Raw genomic sequence first — 19,724 nt, forward strand, 5'->3', positions numbered from 1 at the left:
CGACACCAGGACGGAGTGGTGATGACGGGCCCGGTGCTCGCTGTCGACCAGGGCACCTCGGGAACGAAGGCCCTCGTCATCTGTCCGCTGCGCGGGGTCATCGGCTCCGCCTCCGCCCCCGTACGGCCCCGGTACCTGCCGGGCGGCCGCGTCGAGGTCGACCCGCGTGAGCTGCTGGAATCGGTCGTCGAGGCCGGGCGCGCCGCGCTGGCCGCGGCCGGTGAGCCGGTGGTGGCGGTCGGCCTGGCCAACCAGGGCGAGACCGTCCTCGCCTGGGACCCGGCGACCGGTTCGCCGCTCACCGACGCGATCGTCTGGCAGGACCGGCGCGCCGAGGAGCTCTGCACGGAACTGGCCGGGCACGCGGCATGGTTGCAGGAGCGGACGGGACTGCCCCTCGACCCGTATTTCGCCGCGCCCAAGATGGCCTGGATACGTCGTCGGCTGACCCGGCAGGGGGTCGTGACGACCAGCGACGTGTGGCTCGTGCACCGGCTCACCGGTGCGTTCGTCACCGACGCGGCGACCGCGGGCCGCACCCAGCTGCTCGATCTCGACACCGTCGACTGGTCGCGGGCGGCACTCGACGCCTTCGGCCTCACCGGCGAACGGCTGCCGGAGGTCGTGGACGCGGACACCCCCGTCGGCACCACCACCGCGTTCGGTCCCCCGCTGCCGCTGACCGGACTGCTCGTCGACCAGCAGGCCGCGCTGCTCGCCCAGCGCGTCACCGAGCCCGGCACCGCCAAGTGCACCTACGGCACGGGCGCGTTCCTGCTCGCGCAGAGCGGACCGCTCCCCCGCCGCAGCACCTCCGGCCTGGTCGGCTGTGTCGCCTGGCGGCTCGCCGGAAAGACCAGCTACTGCCTCGACGGGCAGGTCTACACGGCCGCCTCCGCCGTACGCTGGCTCACCGACCTCGGCGTGATCTCCGGCGCGCAGGACATCGACGCCGTGGGAGCCACGGCTCCCGACGCCGGCGGCGTCACCTTCGTCCCGGCCCTCGCGGGGCTCGCCGCCCCGTGGTGGCGGGGCGACGTACGGGGCTCGGTCACCGGCCTGGGCCTGGACACGACGGGCGGGCACCTGGTGCGGGCGCTGTGCGACGGGATAGCCGCGCAGGTGGCGGAGCTGACGGACGCGGTCGCCGCCGACCTGGGCGCGCCGCTCACCGTCCTGCGCGTGGACGGCGGGCTGACCCGGTCCGCGCTGCTCATGCAGGCGCAGGCCGATCTGCTCCAGATCCCCGTCGAGGTGTCGGCCCTGCCCGACGCCACGGCGCTCGGGGTCGGCGCGGTCGCCCGGCTGGGGCTCGACCCCTCGCTCACCGTCCACGAGGCCGTACCGGAGTGGAAGCCGTCCGCCGTCTTCGAGCCTCAGGCCGACGCCGACCGGGCGGCGGAGCGCCGCGCCCGGTTCAGTGCGGCCGTGTCGGCCCTGCTCCAAGGCCCGGCATGACCGTCCCCACCGCTGTCCCCACCACCGTCACCACCAGCGGCCCCCTGCCCGGCGGCACGTACGACGTGACGGTCGTCGGCGCCGGTGTGGTGGGCGCGGCGATCGCCCGCGAACTGGCCCGGCTCCCGCTGCGCATCGCCGTGGTCGAGGCCTCCGACGACGTCGGCAACGGCACCTCCAAGGCCAACACCGCGATCCTGCACACCGGTTTCGACGCCGTGCCCGGCTCCCTGGAGTCCCGGCTGGTCCGGGAGGGGCAGCGGCTGCTCGGTGCGTACGCCGCCGAGAGCGGCATCCCGGTGGAGCCGGTCGGGGCGCTGCTCGTGGCCTGGAACGAGGAACAGCGGGCCGCGTTGCCGGCCCTCGCCGACAAGGCCGAGCGCAACGGCTACCGTTCGGCCCGGATCCTCCCGGCCGGGGAGGTGCGGGCCCGCGAGCCGGAGCTCGGGCCCGGGGTGCTGGGGGCGCTCCACGTGCCGGGCGAATCCGTCGTCTGTCCCTGGACGACCACCCTGGCGTACGCGACGCAGGCCGTGCGCGCGGGTGCCGACCTGCACCTCAACTGCCCGGTGCGGTCGGTCGCCGCGGGCAGACCGGGGAAACCGGGGAAACCGGGGAAACCGGGGGAACCGGGTGAACCGCACACGCTGACCACCGGCCGGGGAGTGCTGCGCACCCGCTGGCTGGTCAACGCGGCGGGCCTGTACGCCGACGAGATCGACCGGCTGCTCGGCCATGCGGACTTCCGGGTGACGCCCCGGCGCGGCCAGCTGATCGTCTTCGACGAACTCGCCCGCGGCCTGGTGCGGCACATCCTGCTGCCCGTGCCGGACGCGCGCGGCAAGGGTGTCCTGGTGGCGCCGACGGTGTACGGGAAGGTGCTGCTCGGGCCGACGGCCGAGGACCTGGAGGACAAGGCGGCCACCGAGTCGACCGCCGAGGGGCTCGCCCTGCTACGGGAGAAGGGCCGGCGGATCCTGCCGGCGCTCCTGGAGGAGGAGGTCACCGCCGTGTACGCCGGGCTGCGGGCCGCCACCGGGCAGGAGGACTACGCGATCCGGGCCCACCCCGCGCAGCGGTACGTGACCGTGGGCGGAATCCGCTCGACGGGCCTGACCGCGTCGTTGGCGATCGCCGCCCACGTGGTGGACCTGCTCGCCGACGCCGGTCTGCCGGTGACCGGGGCACGGGACCTTGACCCGGTACGGATGCCGAACCTGGGCGAGGCGTTCCCCCGGCCCTACCGCGACGCGGGGATGATCGCGGCGGACCCGGAGTACGGCAGGATCGTCTGCCATTGCGAGCGCGTGACCCGCGGGGAGATCCGCGACGCGCTCGCGGGAACCGTCCCGCCCGCCTCGCCGGACGGCCTGCGGCGGCGGACGCGCGCGCTGGGCGGCCGCTGCCAGGGCTTCCACTGCGGGGCCGGCGTCCGCGTGCTGTTCGAGGAGGCCCGCCGGTGAACCGTGCGGACGTGCCGGTCGTCGTGCCGGTCGACGTACTGGTCGACGTACTGGTCGTCGGCGCCGGCCCCGCCGGGCTGGCCCTGGCCGCCCGCCTCGCGGCAGCGGGCGCGGGGCGGGTCGAGGTCCTGGAGCGCGAGCAGGAGGCCGGCGGGATGCCGCGCCACTGCCGGCACGGCGGTTTCGGCGGCCCGGCCCCGCTCCCCTGGGTCCGGGGTCCCGCGTACGCGCGGCGTGCGGTGGAGGCGGCGGTGGCCGCCGGAGCCTCCGTCCGTACCGGTGTCACCGCCACCGGCTGGGCCGGCCCGCTGTGCCTGGAGACCACGAGCCCGGCCGGCCTGGAGCGGATCACGGCCCGGGCCGTGGTCCTCGCCACCGGCGCCCGGGAACGCCCCCGCAGTGCCCGGCTGGTTCCGGGTTCCCGCCCCGCGGGTGTGCTGACCACCGGGGAGCTGCAGCAGTCGGTGCACGGGTACGGGCGGCCCGTCGGCCGACGGGCCGTGGTGGTGGGCGCCGAGCCGGTGGCCCGCCACGCGGTGCGCACCCTCCGCCGGTCCGGTGCGGAGGTGGTGGCGATGGTCACGGAGCTCCCGCGGGCCGGCGCCCTGCCCGGGATCCCCCTGCTCACCTCGACGACGGTGAGCGAGCTGCGCGGCCGGGGCCGGCTGTCGGGCGTGGCCGTGCGTCACCGGGACGGCCGGTCGGGGGTCCTCGCCTGCGACACCGTGGTCTTCACCGGGGACTGGATCCCCGACCACGAACTGGCCCGCCGCGGTGGCATCGCCCTGGACCCCGGCACCCGGGGCCCCGGTGTGGACGCGTCCTTCCGTACGTCGGCGCCGGGCGTGTTCGCGGTCGGCAACGCCCTCCACGGCATCGAGCGGGCCGGCACCGCGGCCCGCGAGGGCGCCGCCGCGGCGGCCCCGGTGCTGGCACACCTGGCGGGCGCCCACTGGCCGGCCCCCGGCCCGCCGCTGGTGGTCCGGGCACCGCTGGCGTGGGTGGCACCGAACCGGATCACGGGCTTCGCCGGGCGGCCCGTGCTGCTGCGGTCCGGGGAGCCGTTGACCGGCCCGGTGGTGACGGTGCGCCAGGACGGCCGGCTGCTGTGGCGGCGGCGGTTCGTGGGGCCCGTGTCCCCGTCCAGGTCACTGCGGCTCCCGTCGGCGTGGACGGTCCGCGTGGACCGGGCGGGCGGTCCGGTCGTGGTGGGTGTCGGCTGAGCCCGTCGGTCCGCCGAACCCATCGGTCGACTCGGAGGAGATCGCCCTGACGGGCCGCCAGCTCGCCAACTTCCCGCAGGCGTTCACCCACCTGGCCCTCATCGACGCGGCCATCACCCTGGACGCGGCGCTGAACCGGCGATCGTGGTCAGCCCTCGTCGGGGGCGCCGGCGGACGACGCCGCGCCGTGCGGTACGGGTCCCAGGAGTACGAGCGTGTCCCCTTCCGCCGGGGTGACGTGCTGCGCCGCGGTGATCGGTTCGAGCCGGCCGTCGGCCCGCACCACGAACAGCGTCTCGTGTCCCGGGGGCACCGGGTCGGAGGCGGCCCGCACGAGGAAGCGGGCCCCATCCCCGTGACGGGCCGCCAGGGCGTTGCGCAGGAGGCGCGGGCCGAAGAGGACGGCGCCCCCGGTGTACGGGGCGACGACGCCCTCGCCGCCGGAAGGCGGGCCGATCCGGTAGACCGGTCCTTCGACCCTGCCCTCCACGACCGCCGAGGCGAGCGCGTTGAAGTCGTCGTCGTTCGTGAGCAGGAGGACGGCCGTCACTCCCTCCAGCCGGGCTTCGGGGTCGGTCACCGTGGCCAGGAGTTCACCGGCGGCCAGCTCGACCCCCGCTTCCCGGATCCGGTCCCGTTCCTCGGGGTGTCCGGCCCACATCAGCACGTCCAGGCCCGCCGCGCGCAGCGACCGCGCCAGGTCGATCACCCACGCGTCTCCGCCCACCAGCAGGGGCCTGGTCCGCGCCGGCCGGACGACGCCCAGTCCGGCGGCCACCGGCCTGGCCGTGAGCGCGTACACCAGGACGGTCCCGACGATCACCAGGAAGGTGATCGGCAGGATCGTCTCGGCGCCGGGCAGTCCCTCGTCGACGAGCGTGGCGGAGAACGTCGCGGCGGTGGCGGCGGCGACGATGCCCCGGGGCGCCATCCAGCCGATGAACCCCCGTTCCCCGGAGCCCAGACTCGTCCCCGCCGCCGCGCAGACGGCGACCAGGGGCCTCACCACCAGGACGAGCGCGGCGACGAGGGCCAGGGAGGGCAGGACCACGGGCGCGACGGCTGCCGGGGTCACGGTCGCCGAGATGGAGATGAACAGGAGGCCGATCACCAGCTCGACGACGGTTTCGAAGAACGGCCGGCGGGCCGGCATGTCGAACCCGGGCATGTTCGTCACCGCCATGCCGATCACGATCGCCGCGATCAGCCCGGTGTCGTCGAAGACGATGTCGCATCCCGCGGACACCGCGACGACGGTGGCCAGTTGCGCGAGGGTGCCGAGCGTCCCGCCGAGCCGCATCCTCCGCAGGGCCAGCCACAGCAGGGCTACGCCGACCGCGCCGCCGGCCAGCCCGACGGCCATGCTCCCGGCGAGGACGCCGAACCGGAACCCCTGGTCCTCCTGGAACCGGACGATGCCGTGGAAGACGACCGCGCCGAGGATGCCGCCGAGGGGATCGATCAGGGACCCTTCCCAGATCAGGATCCTGCGCAGCCGGTCGGTCGGTCTGACGTGGGCGAGCAGCGGACCGACCACGGTCGGGCCGGACACCACGAGGATCACGCCGACCAGCACCGCCACCGTGAGCGGGACGTCGAACAGCGCGGTGACCAGTCCCAGGCAGGCCCCCCACGTGACGAAGACCCCCAGCACGATCAGCCGTGCCACGACCCGCCGGGTCTCGCCCTTCAGGTACCGCAGGTCGAGGCCCAGCCCGGCGTCGTAGAGGATGACGGCCACCGCGAGCGACACCAGGGAGTCGAAGTCGGGTGCCAGCCGGTCGGGATGGATGACGTCGGTGAGGGCTCCCGCGGTGAAGCCGACGGGCAGCAGCACGATGAGTGCGGGGACGCGCAGTCGGCCGGCCAGGATCTGGGAGCCGACCGCGAGCACGACGGTCAGGCCGCTGCCCAGCAGGATCTGGTCACCGGTCACGGTGCCCCGCCCCTGTCGTTCCCGGTGGGGAGGCCACGCGGTCAGCCTTCGTCGCCGGCACCCGGTCGCCGGAGGTCGGAGTCGGCGAGGGGTTCGAGTTCGCCGTGCGTGTCCAGCCAGTAGAGGAAGCCGACCGCCGGGAACACCAGCAGCACGGCCACCAGCGTGACGATCCCGAGCCAGTGCAGAGTGCTGGGGGCACCCGCCCCCTCTGCGACGGTCAGGCTGGTGGGAATGAGGTACGGGCGCTGGGCCATGCCCCAGGCGATCACGGCCGAGGCGACGGTCACGACGGCCGTCACCCGCGGCCAGGGGCCGGAGGTACGCAGCAACAGCAGTACGGCGGTGGCGAGCGTGGCCACCGCCGCCAGGACGACGAAGACCAGGCCCACCCCATGGGTGAGGCCGTGCCAGACGTGCGGTGCGTCGTCGCGGGTGACGAACAGGGTGACCACGGCGAGTACGGCGACGGTGGCGAGGGCGGCGAGCGCGCGCCCGCGGAAGTAGCCGGCGAGGTCCGGCGCGTCGAAGCGCCGGGCGTCCGCGGCCAGGAACACGGCTCCCAGGAGCGCCGTCGCCGCGATGGCGAGCAGCCCGAAGAGGAGGGAGGTGGGGTTGGACCAGGCGTCGGCCGCCGCGGGTGTGCCGGGGGCGACCCGGCCCGAGGCGACGCCGCCGGCGGCCGCGCCGAGGAAGAACGGGGTGAGCAGCGAGGAGAGGGCGAACACGGCACCGTACAGGCGTCGTCCGGCGAGCCGGCGGCTGGGCTTGCGCAGGGCGAATCCGGCGCCGCGCAGGACCATGCCCACGGCGGCCAGCGCCAGCGGCAGCCACAGGGCGGAGAAGACCGTCTGGAACATCACGGGGAAGCCGGTCCACATGATCACCAGGACGAAGATCACCCAGCCGTTGTTGACCTCCCAGACGGGGGCCATCGCGTGGTCGATGAGCCATCTGGGGCGCTCGCCCCGCTTCGCTCCCCCGGCGGTCAGGTCCCAGAAGCCGGCCCCGTAGTCGGTGCCGCCGGCGCAGGTGTAGGCGGCGACCGCGAGGAGCAGCACCACGGCGATGACGTCGGCGATCACGATCCGCTCCCCCCGGACGGGCCGCCGCCCCGTGCACCGGGGTCGTCGGCCGCCACGGCGGGGCGGGGGCCGTAGGGGGTGTCCGTCTCCGGGCCTTCGGGCGGGCGTCCCGCCGTCTGTCGCTCGTCGGCGCGACGCCACCGGGTGCGCATCTTGAGCAGCACGACGAGGAACGAGCCGAAGACGAACACGTAGACGACGATCACCAGGCCGAACATGATCCACAGACTCGTGGAGCGGGTGGCGGTGACCGCTTCGGCGACCCGCATGTTCTCGTAGACGATCCACGGCTGGCGTCCCACCTCGGTGGTGATCCAGCCGCATTCGACGGCCACGACCGAGGCGGCGCCCGCACACGCGGCGCCGCGGTAGAACCACGTGGACTCGGGCAGCCGGCGCCGGCGCAGCCACACCAGTCCGTACCAGAGGGCGAGCAGGACCAGCAGACTGCCGATGCCGACCATGATGTCGAAGGCCCAGTGGGCGATGGTGGCCTGGGTGGCGTTCGGCCGGTCACCGGCCGGCACGGACGTCAGTCCGGTCACTTCGGTGTCCGGGCTGAAGCCGGCCAGGATGGAGTCGAGCTGCGGGATCCTGATCCCGCCGGAAACGGTTCCGTCCGGGTGGAGACGTCCGAACAGGTACTCCGGCACGTGGGTGTCGGTCTCCCAGACGATCTCCATCGCGGCGAACTTGACGGGCTGTTTGTGGAACACCTGCCGGGCGATGGAGTCGCCCAGCAGCAACTGGACCGGCGTGAACACCGCGGCCACGGTGAACGGGACGGTGAAGCCGAGGCGGTGGTAGCGGTCCCGGCGTCCGCGCAGCCACCCGGCGGCGTAGACACCGGCCGCCACGTAGCCGGCGGTGACCAGCATCGCCACCACGAAGTGCCAGTACTGCGGCCCGAACATCGGCGTGAAGATCGCCTTCCAGACGTTCACGTCGGTGGGGTTGCCCTCGGCGTCGAGGGTGAAGCCCCGGGGCGTGTTCATCCAGGAGTTGGCGGCCAGGATGCCGAAGGCCCCGAGCAGGGCCGCCGCCGGGAGCGGCAGCCCGAGCAGGAAGTGGGTGCGGGGCTCCAGACGCCGCCACCCGTACAGATAGATGGCGATGAGCACCGCCTCCAGGAAGAAGGCCCACGCCTCGACGCCGAACCCGATCCCGAACACGTCGCCCCAACGCCCCATCAGGCCGGGCCACAGCAGGCCGAACTCGAAGGACAGGACCGTGCCGGTGACGACGCCGATCGCGAACTGGACCGCCATCACGGCCGACCAGCGCCGTGCCAGCAACAGGGCGTCCGGATCGCCCTTGCGCAGCCCGTACCCGTGCATGATGAGCGTGATCAGCGGCAGGGCCACGCCCAACGGCACCAGGATGATGTGGGAGGCGAGGGTGAAGGCCATGAGGGACCTGGCCGGCAGCATCTGGGGCGGCGCGTCCGCCAGCAGGTGGACCGTGATGTGCATGCGTATCTCCCGGAAGGCCGGCGAGGCGGTGGGGCAGGGTCAGCCGCCGGTGGCGAATCCGGGGAACAGGGTCATTCCCCCGTCCACGTGGAGGGTGGTGCCCACCACGTAGTCCATGGGGTCGGATGCGAGGCCCACGGCCGCGTGGGCGATGTCCTCGGGATCGCCGACCCGCCCGTAGGGGATCAGCCGCAGGAGATCCCGCTCGGCCTCCGGTGTCTTCCAGGCGCTGCGGTTGATGGGGGTCCTGATGGCTCCGGGGGCGATCGCGTTCACCCGGATCCGCTTCGGAGCGAGCTCCTGCGCCAGGGTCTCCATCATCATCTGCACGCCGCCCTTGGCGGGATACGCGTCGGGGCGTGTCCCCTCGGTGGAACTCACGGCCGACGGCCTCCTCCACTGCGCGGCCCCGTCCGGTCGGGTCGCGGCCGGGGGGATGACGAGCGTCACACAACCAGCGCGGGCGGAAGCGGGCATCCGCGGCAGGCTGGGGTTGCGCCGCGTGGACGACGATGTTCCCCCGGTGGGAGGGCGGCGGCTGCCGTCAGCCCGGACGGTCCGCGCCTGCTCGTCTCCGGCGCGAAGCGTCACTGGTCGACCAGCGCGTACAGGCCGGACACCACGGCGCCGCGCCGCCGCTTGGCCTCGATCGTGGTCATGCCGGCGTGCAGGGCGGTCGTGCCGTGGGCGTAGCCGTCCTCGGCGGGCAGGTAGTACGTGAGGTTGAAGTACAGGTGGGGCGCCGGATGCCGGCGGTCGACGGCGACCGCGCGGATCCACGTCGTGCTCCCGTGGTGGTAGTACAGGCAGAACCCGATCATCCGCTTCCCGTCGTGGGCGGCCACCACGCGGGCTTCGCCGCCCATCGCAGCCGCCTGCCGCTCCAGCAGACCGGTCATCGCGGTGATGCCGTCGCGGTCGTGTCCGTGGTGCTGCTGGTGTCCGGCGAGGAGGACCCCGGCCTCCTCGAAGCAGTCCGCGAGCGGCAGCCGGCGCAGGTCGAGCCCGGCGGAGGCGAAGGCACGGCGTTCGCGGCGCACGCCGACCCGGCGCTGCGAGGGCAGGGAGGCGATGTAGTCCTCGATGCCCGCGCCGGGGAGGGGGATCAGGGCGTCGTCCTCCAGGTGGAGGGGGCTTGAAGGGTAGAGGCGGGCGAGCAGGCCGGCGGCCGGGGCCGTGAGGTAGGGCCACCAGTGCGTGGTGCCGTTCCGGTCGGCGAACTCGCGGGCGGCGTCCCGGAGGAGGGCGAGGCAGGTGTCCCGCCGTCCCTCGTCGAGGCCGGGGGCGGTGAGCGGGGAGTTGTGGTAGCCCCGCCGTGCCCCGGCGATCACCCGGGGCCGCAGGTCCGCGGGCAGCACGGTGCCGGGCCGGTAGAGGTCGTTCGGCTCCTCCCGTACCAGGTACAGGGGCGCGGCGGCGAGCAGGTCGCCGTCCCGGTCCCGTACGAGCGCGTACGCGCAGGTGGCGGTGGGATCCTCTTCCTCCCCGGCGAGCCACCTGTGGGAGAGGTAGAAGCCGGCCGGGCGGGCGAGCCGTTCCCACTCGGCGGCGGGAACGGACCGGATGGACGGGGCGGTGCTCGTGATCAACTGCGTGTCCTTCGGCGGTGGTGGTCGGGCGTCTTCAGTGCGGGCGCGGCGAACACGGCGATCAGGCAGGCCGCGGCTTCGACGCCCCACGGCAGGAGGGGCCCGGCTTCCAGCAGCAGGGTGAACAGGGCGGGAGCGGCGACCATGCCGATGGCCCAGGAGAACTGGTAGAGGCCCTGGGTGAAACCGCCGGCCGCGTCGGGGGTGAGGCTCACGGACAGTTCGCCGAGCGCCGGGCCGAGGAGGATCTCCGCCACGCTGAACAGCACGATCGCGAGGACGAGGGCGGTCCAGGCCGCGGAGGCGGGGGAGGGCAGCGCGGGAACTCCGAACGCCCCCATGCCCAGAGCCATGACCAGGTATCCGGCCGCCACGGCGCGGCGGGGCTCCGCCGGTGCCAGGTGCGCGGTGATGACCGTCGAACACCCGGCGACGATGGCGGTGTTGATGAGGAACAGCACGCTCGCCGCCGATGCGGGCAGCTCCAGGACCCGGATGGTGTAGAGGGCGATGAGCACGGCGAGCATGGCCTGGGCGAGGACGTAGGGGATGTTCACCGCGACGAGCAGCAGGTAGCGGCGCGTATGGCCGGCCCGGGTCGCCGGGTCGCCGGGCGGGACGTCCTGCGGTTCCGGTGGAGTGGTGGTGAGGGCGGCGAAGCAGGCGGCGGCCAGCAGGTAGGTCGCGGCGTCGGCCGCGATCATCCACGACAGCGCGCCCTTCCCGAACACCGTCAGGGCCCCGGCCGCGGCGGCGGCCCCGGCGGCGAGGCCGATGTTGCGCAGCGAGCCGGTGAACGCGAACCAGGTGCGGCGCTCCGCGGGTTCGGTGACGTGCGTGATCAGGGTGCGCTGCGCGGTGAAGTACATGTTGATCCCGGCCTGGACGAGCAGGTGCACGCCGGCGACGTGCCACGTCTCCCCCACGAACAGGAACAGGGCGAACCCGGCGGCGGACAGCACGTTCGCCCACACCACCACCGCTTTCGGCCCCAGACGGTCCATGAGCCGGCCGGCGAGGAAGGTGACCGGCAGGGCGAGGGCCTGCCCCACGGTCATCGCCACGCCCACCGGCGCCGGGGGCAGACCCCGCACTTCGGTGAAGTACAGCAGCCCCAGGGGCAGGAGCATGCCGTTGCCGACGGAGTCGATCAGGTTGCCGGTGATGAAGAGGCCGTGCCCGCGCAGCGCGGGCAGGCCCAGGCGGTCCGCGGTGCGGGGGCGGCGGGTGTCCGTGGCCATGTCAGGAGCCCAGCAGGGCGCGGATCTTACCCAGGACGCCGGCGGCGGGGAAGCCGGTCGCCCCGTGCAGTTCCGTCAGGGCCTTCACCGTCGCGCTTTCCTCGCCCTCGGCGAGGGTGAGGACCACGATGTCACCGTGCGGGACGCCGTCGACGACCAGCTCGTGCGCGGTCACCACCGTGACGCGTTCCCGGAGGGCGGCCCGCACCGCCGGGGGGATACGGCCCTCGGTGAGGAATTCGATCGCCCACCCGGCCCGTCGCACCATGCCGCCGGCCGGCAGGGGAAGGCCGCGGGCCATGCGGGCGAGGGAGGCGAAGGTGTTGGTGCCCGAGGCGGCGCAGGACAGGGTGGTGGCGCCGCCGATGCGCGGGTTGACCTCCAGGACCACGAACCGGCCGCCGGTGTGGACCATGTCGACGTTGACCGACCCGCACACCCCCAGGTTCCCGCACAGGGCGACCAGCCTGCGGGCCACTTCGGCGAACGCGGCGTCCGCCTCCGGACAAGGACCGCACCAGCGCAGGTCGGCGAAGGTGAACACCGGCTCCGCCCCGGCGCGTCCGGTCCAGCACAACGGCAGGACCCGGTAGGAGCCGGGCCGCCCGACGATGTCCACGCTGCACAGGTCGCCTTCGACGACCTCCTCCATCACCGTCGAGACCTCCGGCGGGGACGCGAGGCAGGCGTCCAGATCGGCGCGGGAGCGCAGGGCTCGGATGCCCGTGCTGGTCGAGTCCCACACGGGCTTCGACATCAGCGGATAGCCGATCCGTTCGGCCTGCACGCGCAGTGCGTCCCGGTAGCCGGGCGCCGGCAGGCCCCGTCCGGCCAGCAGATCGGAGTCGGCGCGGAAGCCTTCCGGCACCTCCAGCCCGGCCTGCTCGCAGAGCCGTTTGGTCTCCCACTTGTCCACCAGCTGCACGGTCGCCGCGAGCGGGGTCATGACCGTCGGGATGCCCGCGGCGTCCAGGAAGGCCTTGGCCGCGGCATCGCGCAGCGCGTTCTCGCACGGCAGCGAGATCGACACCGCCGCGTCCGCCCCCCAGGCGGCCACCGCGTCCGCGAGCTCCCGTGGGGTCACCCCGCGGTCGAGTCGTTCGCGGTATCCGGGGAAGTCCTCGTCACCGGCGCTGCCGCTGGTGTGGAAGAGCCCGGCCTCGATCCCGTCGGCCGCGAGTCCGCGTACGGCCTGCTGGATGTAGGGGTCGGCGCGTTGGATGCGGACCGACCTCAGGAACGCCATCTTCCGCACCTGTCTCAGCCCACTTCCACTCGGGACCGGCCGGCCACCCGGTCCGCCAGTTCGCGTGCCCGGTCGGCCGTTTCCGCACGGGCCACCACGTGGCCGATCCGGCAGGCCGAATCCGCCGGGTCCGGCACCGGTTCCCCGGGCCGGATGTGCAGCTCGCTGTGCGTGCCGGGGAGGTCCGGGATGGCCACCTGCCGCAGCACCCCGCCGTGCTCGGGCAGCAGGAAGCGGATCGCCGCCGCGCCGGTGCGGGAGGCGACGGTGTCGGGGACCCTGCCGAGCACGGCCTGGAGGCAGGCCACGGCCTCGCTGACGCCCGTCGCGGCCTCGACGATCTCGCACAGGTTGTCCCCCGGCAGTCGGGCACCGGTTTCGATCACGTACGGCGTCTCGCCGCCCGGGGGGATCTTGACCTCCGTGTGCGCGATCCCGTTGCGCACACCGACGGCGAGCGCTGCCCGCGCCGCGGTGTGCTGCACCAGCCTGGCCAGCGGCGAAGGCAGGCCGGAGGGACAGGTGTGCCCGGTCTCGATGCGGTACCGGCCGCCGGTGGTGTCCTTCCTGACGACCGGCAGGGGGTAGGCCACGCCGTCCGCGACCACCGTGTCGCAGGAGTACTCGGGCCCCGGGACGTACTCCTGCACCAGGGCCCGCGCGTCCAGCTCCAGGCCGTGCGGGTGGGCGTGCGTGTACTGGAGGGCGGCGCCGATCGCGGCGGTGAGCCGGTCCGGGCCGTCCACCACGGACACGCCCCAGGAGCCGCCCTGCTCCGCGGGCTTCACCACCAACGGCCAGCCCAACCCGGCCGCCCGCGTCACCCGGTGGGACTCGGCCCCCTCGCGCACGACCGTCCAGCGGGGGGCGGGGATCCCGGCCGCGGCGAAGGCCTCACCCATCAGGATCTTGTTCCTGGCCGCCCGGGCCAGCAGGGGGTCGTTGCCCGGCAGGCCGACCCGTCGGGCGAGCAGCGCGGCCAGCGGGGTGAACAGCTCGAAGCAGGCGACGACGCCCGAGACGGCGTGTTCCCGGCAGAAGGCCGCCATGTCCTCCAGGGCCTTCGGGGCATCCGCGAGATCCGTCGCGCACACCCCCGCGAGGGCCGACCGCAGCCAGTCCGGGTAGCCGTCGTGGATGTCCTTGCGCGTGGCCGCGTACAGGCGCAGCCCCAGCCGGTCAGCGGCCTCGACGAGGAACCGCCCCGCGTTCCCCATCGGCTCGATCACCAGCACTCGCGGCCCTCCCGGGCCCGTACCGATTGTCATTCCACCAGCAAAGCCGCGGGGTGGTCGCAGCGACTATCGGCCTGACAGACGAAAATAACGCACCGCACAGCACGGTGATTTGGAGCAACACCCAGTCAACTCACCAGTAACCACAGGTCATTTGGTGTGCACAGCCCATGGAAGCGCGGCAGCGTCCCGTGATCGGATCGGTACGCCAGTTACAACGCACCGCTACCCGAACGGGGAACGAGCATCGTGACCAGCCTGCGGCAGCAGCTCGCCGACCACATCGAGCAGGGCGTCATCCCGCCGTACCAGTACTCCTATCCGCCCCGCTCCACCTACCGCCCCCTCCCCGAGGGAAAGTGGAGCATTCCCGATGTCTGGGCCATGGACCTCGCCAACCACCAGGTCCCCGAACTCAACCTCTACCTTCACGTCCCCTTCTGCGACCGCAAATGCGGCTTCTGCAACCTCTACACCGTCATCAGTACCGACGAGGAGGTCTTCGACGCGTACACCGACGCCCTGTGTACGCAGATCCAGGACCACGCCGAGATCATCCAGGCCCGGCGCCTGCGCACCGTCTACATCGGAGGCGGCACCCCCGCGCTGCTCAAGCCGCGCCACTTCGAGCAGATCTTCGCCGCCCTCGGCCGCATCTACCCCAACTGGCGCTCCACCGTCGAAGAGGTCGCCGTCGAGGCCACCCCGTCCTCCATCGCGGACGAACCCGGCGAGTTCAAGGCCCTGATCGACATGGGGCTGACCCGCGCCAACGTGGGCATCCAGTCCCTCGTCCCGCGCGAGATCCGCGAAGCGGGCCGTGGCGGCGAGGACGAGGACGTCATCCGCCGTGCCATCCACACCGCGCACGAACTCGGCCTGCCGGACCTGTCCACCGACCTGATCATGGGCTTCGCCGGACAGACCCCGGACACCTGGCGCCACAGCGTGGACGAGCTGGCCAAGCTCAAGCCGACCACCATCAGCACCTACTTCCTCACCGTGCGGCCGGACGCCTGGTTCTCCAAGACCGGCGCCTACCAGTACATGTGGCAGCCCGAACTGTACGAGCGCTACGACTACGCCCGCCGGGTCTTCCTGGAGCACGGCTACGTCCAGGAAGGCTCCGTCCGCTACAAGAAGCCCGGCCGCGGCGGCTACGCCCAGAAGGTCCTGACCTTCCACGGCGTCCCCCTGCTCGGACTCGGCGTCGGAGCCCGCTCGTACACCAGCGTGCTCGACTACATGACCGGCAGCGTGAAGCCCTCCACGGCCGAGGTCGCCGAGTACATCAAGAAGGCCGCCGACCACGAGATCGTCCCCGTCACCGGCATCGAACTGACCGGCGAGGAGATCGTCCGCAAGCGACTGGTCCTCGACTCCTTCGATCTCGACCTCACCGAACTCGACCGCTTCGGCTATCAGAAGCACGCCGCCGAGTTCGAGCCCGTCCTCGACGCGGCCGAGTCCAACGGGCTCGTCCACCGCCTGGGCCGTCGCATCCAGCTCACCCCCAAGGGCTTCAAGTACCGGGACGTCCTGTCCTGGATGTTCTACTCCGAATCCGTCAAGGACCTCGACCGCGAGTACTACGAGAACCTCCACGCGGCGAACACGCGCGCCCGGAAGAACATGGGAGCGACCCCGGTGCGCATCACGGGCGTCGACCTGCGCGAGGGCGCCGCGTGACCGACCTGTACGTGGCGGCGGGCGGCGGCGGGGACCCCATCGGCACCCTCATCGCCTCCCGCGCCGTCACCGTCGGCCAGGAGCCGCCACTGATCGCCACCTACGCGTGGGAACGCCCCGAGGTCGACCCCACGCCCCGGCCGCTGAGGGAAGGGGACTTCGACGGGCTCGCCCGCCATGCCGGCGGTGCCGCGGCCTTCACACCCGCCACCCGCGCGCGCCCCCCGGCCGGTTCCACCATGCCCGGCCTCGCCAGGGACCTCCCCGGCCGGCTGCTGCTGCTCGACCCCTCACGGGGGCTCTCCGCCCTGGCACGGCGGATCGCGTCCATGGCCGGGGCCGCGGGCGGCCGGATCCGTATCGTCGACATCGGCGGCGACATCCTCACCCACGGCGACGAGCCCACCCTGCGCAGCCCGTTCGGGGACGCCCTCACCCTCGCCGCCTGCCGGCTCGCCGGCCTCCCCACCACCGTCTACGTGGCCGGGCCCGGCCTCGACGGGGAGATCGGCGAACGGGCCCTCCTCGAACGCCTCACCGGATGCCACCCCCTCGCCCCCGGCAGCGGTGCGGCCTCGGCGGCCGCCCGCGCACTGGCCTGGCACCCCTCCGAGGCGTCCGCGCTCTGGGCCGCCGCCATCCACGGCGCCCGCGGCACCGTCCGCACCGTCGACGACACCCTCCGCCTCACCGAAGCCTCGCCACTCCTGTACCACCTGCCGCTCGACCAGGCCATCGGCCACAACCCGGTCGCGCGGGCCCTCCTCGACGAGCTCCCGGAGACCCTGCAGGCGGCGGCCGACGTCTCCCGGCGGCTCACCGGCATTCCCGGGCTGGAGCACGAACGCAGCCGGGCACCCCGGCCGGACCCGCCCGCCCGCGAGACCGCCCTCCCCGGCCGGGACGAGGCCATGGAGACCCTCCGCGAAGCGGCCGGCGGAGCCGACCACGTCACTCTCCGGTACGCCGCCCGCACCCTCGGTCTCGCCTGGACGGAGATCCCGGCCCTCCGGAAGGTCCTCGGCACCGACACCCCGCTGGTCCGGATCGCCTGAACCCGCCCGCACCGCGCACCGCCGGGCCCGGCACACGCCTCCCGTGTGCCGGGCCCCGCCCTCCCCGGCCGCTTCCCTGCCACTCCCCTGCCGCTCCCCGCTGCCGACGCGCCACCGGGGTTAGAAGATGAAGTGTGAGCGACTTCCTGGGACGTCTCCGGCGTCGGCTGCCCGGCTCGGCCAAGGGTTCCTCATCGCGCCCCCGGCCGTCCCGTGCAGGACGCCGCCGGGAGCGCCGGGAGCAGGCCGGGTCCCCCAGGGAAGCGGCACGCCGGCCGCAGGGCCTGTCCTCCCTCCTGAGCGCCCGCAGCGTGGCCGGAGAGGTGTTCCTCGTCCAGCTGGCCGTCGTGGTCCTGCTCGTCGCCGCCGCCGTCGTGGTGCTCGTGGTCCAGGGCCGGAACGCCGCCATGCTGGACGCCCGGCACCGTACGCTCGCCGCCGCCGGAACGTTCGCGGAGTCCCCGGGGATCGTCGCCGCCCTGCGCAGTCCCCATCCCAGCGCCGTACTCCAGCCCAGCGCCGAGGCGGCCCGGAAGATCGCCGGGGTGGACGGCATCAACGTGTACACGCTCGACGGGGTCACCGTCACCCACAGCGACCCGCGGCAGATCGGGAAGCACGTCGTCGGCCCCTTCTCCAAGGCGGTGGCCGGCAAGTCGTTCACCGAGACCTTCGAAGGGTCCCTGGGGCAGTCCGTGGTGTCGGTGGTCCCCGTCAAGGACGCCGAGGGCAACGTCATCGCCGTCGTCTCCTCCCCGGTCACCGTCCAGAACGTCCAGGACATGGTGAACCGGCAGCTGCCGGTGGTCCTGGGCACCGCGGCCGTGGTGCTCGCCCTGTCCGCGGGCGGCACCGCGCTGGTGAGCCGCCGACTGCTGCGCCGCACCCACGGCCTGGGACCGGCCGAGATGACACGGATGTACGAACACCACGACGCGGTGCTGCACGCGGTCCGGGAGGGCGTGCTGATCGTCGGCGACGGCGGACGGCTGCTGCTGGCCAACGACGAGGCACGGCGGCTGCTGGACCTGCCGGAGGACGCCGAGGGGCGTCCGGTCACGGGCCTGGATCTGGAGCAGGGGATCGCCGAGCGGATCGCGTCGGGCCGGTCCGCGACCGACGAGGTGCACATGGCCGGCGATCGGCTCCTGGCCCTGAACATCCGGCCCACCGCCCCGTACGGGACGGCCGGGACCGTCGTCACGCTGCGGGACAGCACCGAGCTGCGGGCCCTGTCCGGCCGGGCCGAGGTGGCCCGCGAGCGGCTGAAGCTGCTCTACGACGCGGGGGGGCGGGTGGGAACGACGCTGAACGTGGAGCGCACCGCGGAGGAGCTGGCGGAGGTGGCGGTCCCGCGGTTCGCCGACGTGGTCACGGTCGACCTGCTGGACCAGGTGCTGCACGGCGAGGAGCCGCCCGAGGCGACCACCGAGATGCGCCGTACCGCCGCCGTGGGCCTGCGGGGCGACCACCCGCTCTACCCGGTCGGCAAGCTGATCCGGTTCGTCCCCACCAGCCCCATGGCCGTGGGGCTGGCGGGCGGCCACGGAGTCCTGGAGGCGGACCTGCGCGTCGCCCACAGGTGGCGGGACCAGGACCCGCCCAACGCCCAGCGGATCCTGGAGCGCGGCATCCACTCCATGATCGCCGTTCCGCTGCGGGCCCGGGGCGTCGTCCTGGGGATGGCCGGCTACTGGCGGGGGAAGGACTCCCCGCCGTTCGACGAAGAGGACCTGTCCTTCGCCGAGGAGCTGACCGCCCGGGCGGCGCTGTCCGTCGACAACGCGCGCCGTTACACCCGTGAGCACACCGTGGCCGACACCCTGCAGCGCAGTCTGCTGCCCCGGGGCGTACCGGAGCAGTCCGCCGTCGAGGTCGCGCACCGCTATCTGGCCGCCCAGGCCGGTGTGGGCGGTGACTGGTTCGACGTCATCCCGCTGCCCGGCGCCCGAGTGGCGCTGGTGGTCGGCGACGTCGTCGGCCACGGTCTGCACGCAGCCGCCACCATGGGTCGGCTGCGTACCGCCGTGCTCAACTTCTCCGCCCTCGACCTGCCCGCGGACGACCTCCTGAACCACCTGGACGAGCTGGTCGCGCACATCGACACCGACGAGCAGGAATGGCAGGGGATCACCGGTGCCACCTGCCTGTGCGCCATCTACGATCCCGTCTCGGGCCGGGCGACGGCCGCCACCGCCGGTCATCCGGGCCCGGCCCTGGTCCACCCCGACGGCACCGTGTCCTTCCCCGAGGTTCCGGTCTCCCCGCCGCTGGGCCTGGGCGCGGGCCTGCCCCGGGAGACCGCGGAGCTGAGCCTGCCCGAGGGCTCCCTGCTGGCGCTCTTCACCGACGGGCTGATCGAGAGCCGGAACCGTGATCCGGACGCGGGTCTGGCGGCGCTGCGGGCCGCCCTGACCGGGCCCGCGCGGACCCCGGAGGAGATCTGCACCGCGGTGATCGACGCGATGCTGCCCGCCAGGCCCAGCGACGACGTCGCGCTGCTGGTGGCCCGTACCCGCCGGATGGATCCCGAGCGGATCGCGGGGTGGGACGTGACCCCCGACCCCGCGGAAGTGTCCCGGGTGCGCAACGCCTGCGCCCGCCGGCTGGCGGACTGGGGCCTGGAGGACATCGCGTTCACCTCGGAGCTCATCCTCAGCGAGCTGATCACCAACGCCATCCGCTACGGGACCGAGCCCATCCGGGTGAGGCTGCTCTACGACCGCAGCCTGATCTGCGAGGTCTCCGACGGGTCCAGCACCTCCCCGCACCTGCGCCGGGCCTCGGTCACCGACGAGGGCGGCCGCGGGCTGTTCCTCGTCGCGCAGTTCGCCCAGCGCTGGGGCACCCGCTACACCCCTCGCGGGAAGATCATCTGGAGTGAGCAGGCGCTCCAGGACGGGGCCGCCGCCGGGGCGCTCACCGGGGAGGACATCCTGGCCGGGTGGGACGACGAGCCCCTCTGAGGACGCGCCGGCACGGCAGCCGCGGGGGCGGAAAGGCGGCGGACACCGACGGCTGGGACTGCGCCG

Annotated in this window: 13 protein-coding genes and 1 pseudogene; 6 read left to right on the forward strand and 8 right to left on the reverse strand. The window is 73.6% G+C overall.

Translation table 11 applies throughout. From position 1 onward, the window contains the following. Positions 1-21: 21 nt before the first annotated feature. From AC067U_RS00395 to AC067U_RS00405, 3 genes are read left to right on the forward strand one after another with little or no spacing between them, the layout of a single operon-like run. Complete coding sequence (locus AC067U_RS00395) at positions 22-1,458, forward strand: FGGY family carbohydrate kinase (RefSeq protein ID WP_478827375.1); 1,437 nt, start codon at positions 22-24, stop codon at positions 1,456-1,458. Continuing rightward, positions 1,455-2,921: an FAD-dependent oxidoreductase gene (locus AC067U_RS00400; RefSeq protein WP_478827376.1), complete on the forward strand. Its 1,467-nt coding sequence runs from the start codon at positions 1,455-1,457 to the stop codon at positions 2,919-2,921. The genes AC067U_RS00395 and AC067U_RS00400 overlap by 4 nt, the downstream gene beginning before the upstream one ends. Beyond that, positions 2,918-4,144, forward strand: coding sequence for an NAD(P)/FAD-dependent oxidoreductase (locus AC067U_RS00405; RefSeq protein ID WP_478827377.1), 1,227 nt, complete (start codon positions 2,918-2,920; stop codon positions 4,142-4,144). The genes AC067U_RS00400 and AC067U_RS00405 overlap by 4 nt, the downstream gene beginning before the upstream one ends. 148 nt (positions 4,145-4,292) lie before the next feature. Here AC067U_RS00405 and AC067U_RS00410 read toward each other — a convergent pair whose 3' ends face one another. From AC067U_RS00410 to AC067U_RS00445, 8 genes and pseudogenes are all read right to left on the reverse strand, one after another. Continuing rightward, positions 4,293-6,080, reverse strand: coding sequence for a cation:proton antiporter (locus AC067U_RS00410; protein WP_478827378.1), 1,788 nt, complete (start codon positions 6,078-6,080; stop codon positions 4,293-4,295). A gap of 41 nt (positions 6,081-6,121) precedes the next feature. Next, positions 6,122-7,165: a cytochrome d ubiquinol oxidase subunit II gene (locus tag AC067U_RS00415; RefSeq protein WP_478827379.1), complete on the reverse strand. Its 1,044-nt coding sequence runs from the start codon at positions 7,163-7,165 to the stop codon at positions 6,122-6,124. Continuing rightward, positions 7,162-8,637 carry a cytochrome ubiquinol oxidase subunit I gene (locus tag AC067U_RS00420; protein WP_478827380.1) on the reverse strand — a complete coding sequence of 492 codons (1,476 nt, stop codon included), beginning with the start codon at positions 8,635-8,637 and terminating at the stop codon, positions 7,162-7,164. The genes AC067U_RS00415 and AC067U_RS00420 overlap by 4 nt, the downstream gene beginning before the upstream one ends. 39 nt (positions 8,638-8,676) lie before the next feature. Further along, positions 8,677-8,979 (reverse strand): annotated as a pseudogene (locus AC067U_RS00425) (SDR family oxidoreductase); the annotation flags it as partial. 245 nt (positions 8,980-9,224) lie between these two features. Continuing rightward, positions 9,225-10,226, reverse strand: coding sequence for a peptidogalycan biosysnthesis protein (locus AC067U_RS00430; RefSeq protein ID WP_478827381.1), 1,002 nt, complete (start codon positions 10,224-10,226; stop codon positions 9,225-9,227). Beyond that, positions 10,223-11,467 carry an MFS transporter gene (locus tag AC067U_RS00435; protein WP_478827382.1) on the reverse strand — a complete coding sequence of 415 codons (1,245 nt, stop codon included), beginning with the start codon at positions 11,465-11,467 and terminating at the stop codon, positions 10,223-10,225. The genes AC067U_RS00430 and AC067U_RS00435 overlap by 4 nt, the downstream gene beginning before the upstream one ends. Before the next feature lies 1 nt (position 11,468). After that, the gene (locus AC067U_RS00440) at positions 11,469-12,713 is read right to left on the reverse strand and encodes an ATP-grasp domain-containing protein (protein ID WP_478827383.1); all 1,245 of its coding nucleotides are present in this window, start codon (positions 12,711-12,713) and stop codon (positions 11,469-11,471) included. A 14-nt stretch (positions 12,714-12,727) separates the two neighbouring features. Then, positions 12,728-13,981 (reverse strand): ATP-grasp domain-containing protein, encoded by a 1,254-nt coding sequence (locus AC067U_RS00445; protein ID WP_478827384.1) that lies wholly within the window; start codon positions 13,979-13,981, stop codon positions 12,728-12,730. Between the two features lie 216 nt (positions 13,982-14,197). On the opposite strand from AC067U_RS00445, the gene AC067U_RS00450 reads away from it, so the two are divergent. The 3 genes from AC067U_RS00450 (at position 14,198) to AC067U_RS00460 (ending at position 19,658) form a co-directional block, all read left to right on the forward strand. Next, positions 14,198-15,637: a coproporphyrinogen-III oxidase family protein gene (locus AC067U_RS00450; protein ID WP_478827385.1), complete on the forward strand. Its 1,440-nt coding sequence runs from the start codon at positions 14,198-14,200 to the stop codon at positions 15,635-15,637. Next, a complete protein-coding gene (locus AC067U_RS00455; protein WP_478827386.1) occupies positions 15,634-16,692 on the forward strand; it encodes a DUF1152 domain-containing protein in 1,059 nt (352 codons plus the stop codon). The genes AC067U_RS00450 and AC067U_RS00455 overlap by 4 nt, the downstream gene beginning before the upstream one ends. Before the next feature lie 311 nt (positions 16,693-17,003). After that, positions 17,004-19,658: a SpoIIE family protein phosphatase gene (locus tag AC067U_RS00460; RefSeq protein ID WP_478827387.1), complete on the forward strand. Its 2,655-nt coding sequence runs from the start codon at positions 17,004-17,006 to the stop codon at positions 19,656-19,658. Positions 19,659-19,724: the final 66 nt, after the last annotated feature.

This window comes from Streptomyces sp. NPDC043853 (assembly GCF_056436025.1).

What these genes read in the sequence shown, in the direction of transcription:
- AC067U_RS00445 (WP_478827384.1), bottom strand. Translation starts at nt 13,981, where the DNA reads ATGACAATCGGTACGGGCCCGGGAGGGCCGCGAGTGCTGGTGATCGAG.
- AC067U_RS00395 (WP_478827375.1), top strand. Translation starts at nt 22, where the DNA reads ATGACGGGCCCGGTGCTCGCTGTCGACCAGGGCACCTCGGGAACGAAG.
- AC067U_RS00440 (WP_478827383.1), bottom strand. Translation starts at nt 12,713, where the DNA reads ATGGCGTTCCTGAGGTCGGTCCGCATCCAACGCGCCGACCCCTACATC.
- AC067U_RS00435 (WP_478827382.1), bottom strand. Translation starts at nt 11,467, where the DNA reads ATGGCCACGGACACCCGCCGCCCCCGCACCGCGGACCGCCTGGGCCTG.
- AC067U_RS00400 (WP_478827376.1), top strand. Translation starts at nt 1,455, where the DNA reads ATGACCGTCCCCACCGCTGTCCCCACCACCGTCACCACCAGCGGCCCC.
- AC067U_RS00420 (WP_478827380.1), bottom strand. Translation starts at nt 8,637, where the DNA reads ATGCACATCACGGTCCACCTGCTGGCGGACGCGCCGCCCCAGATGCTG.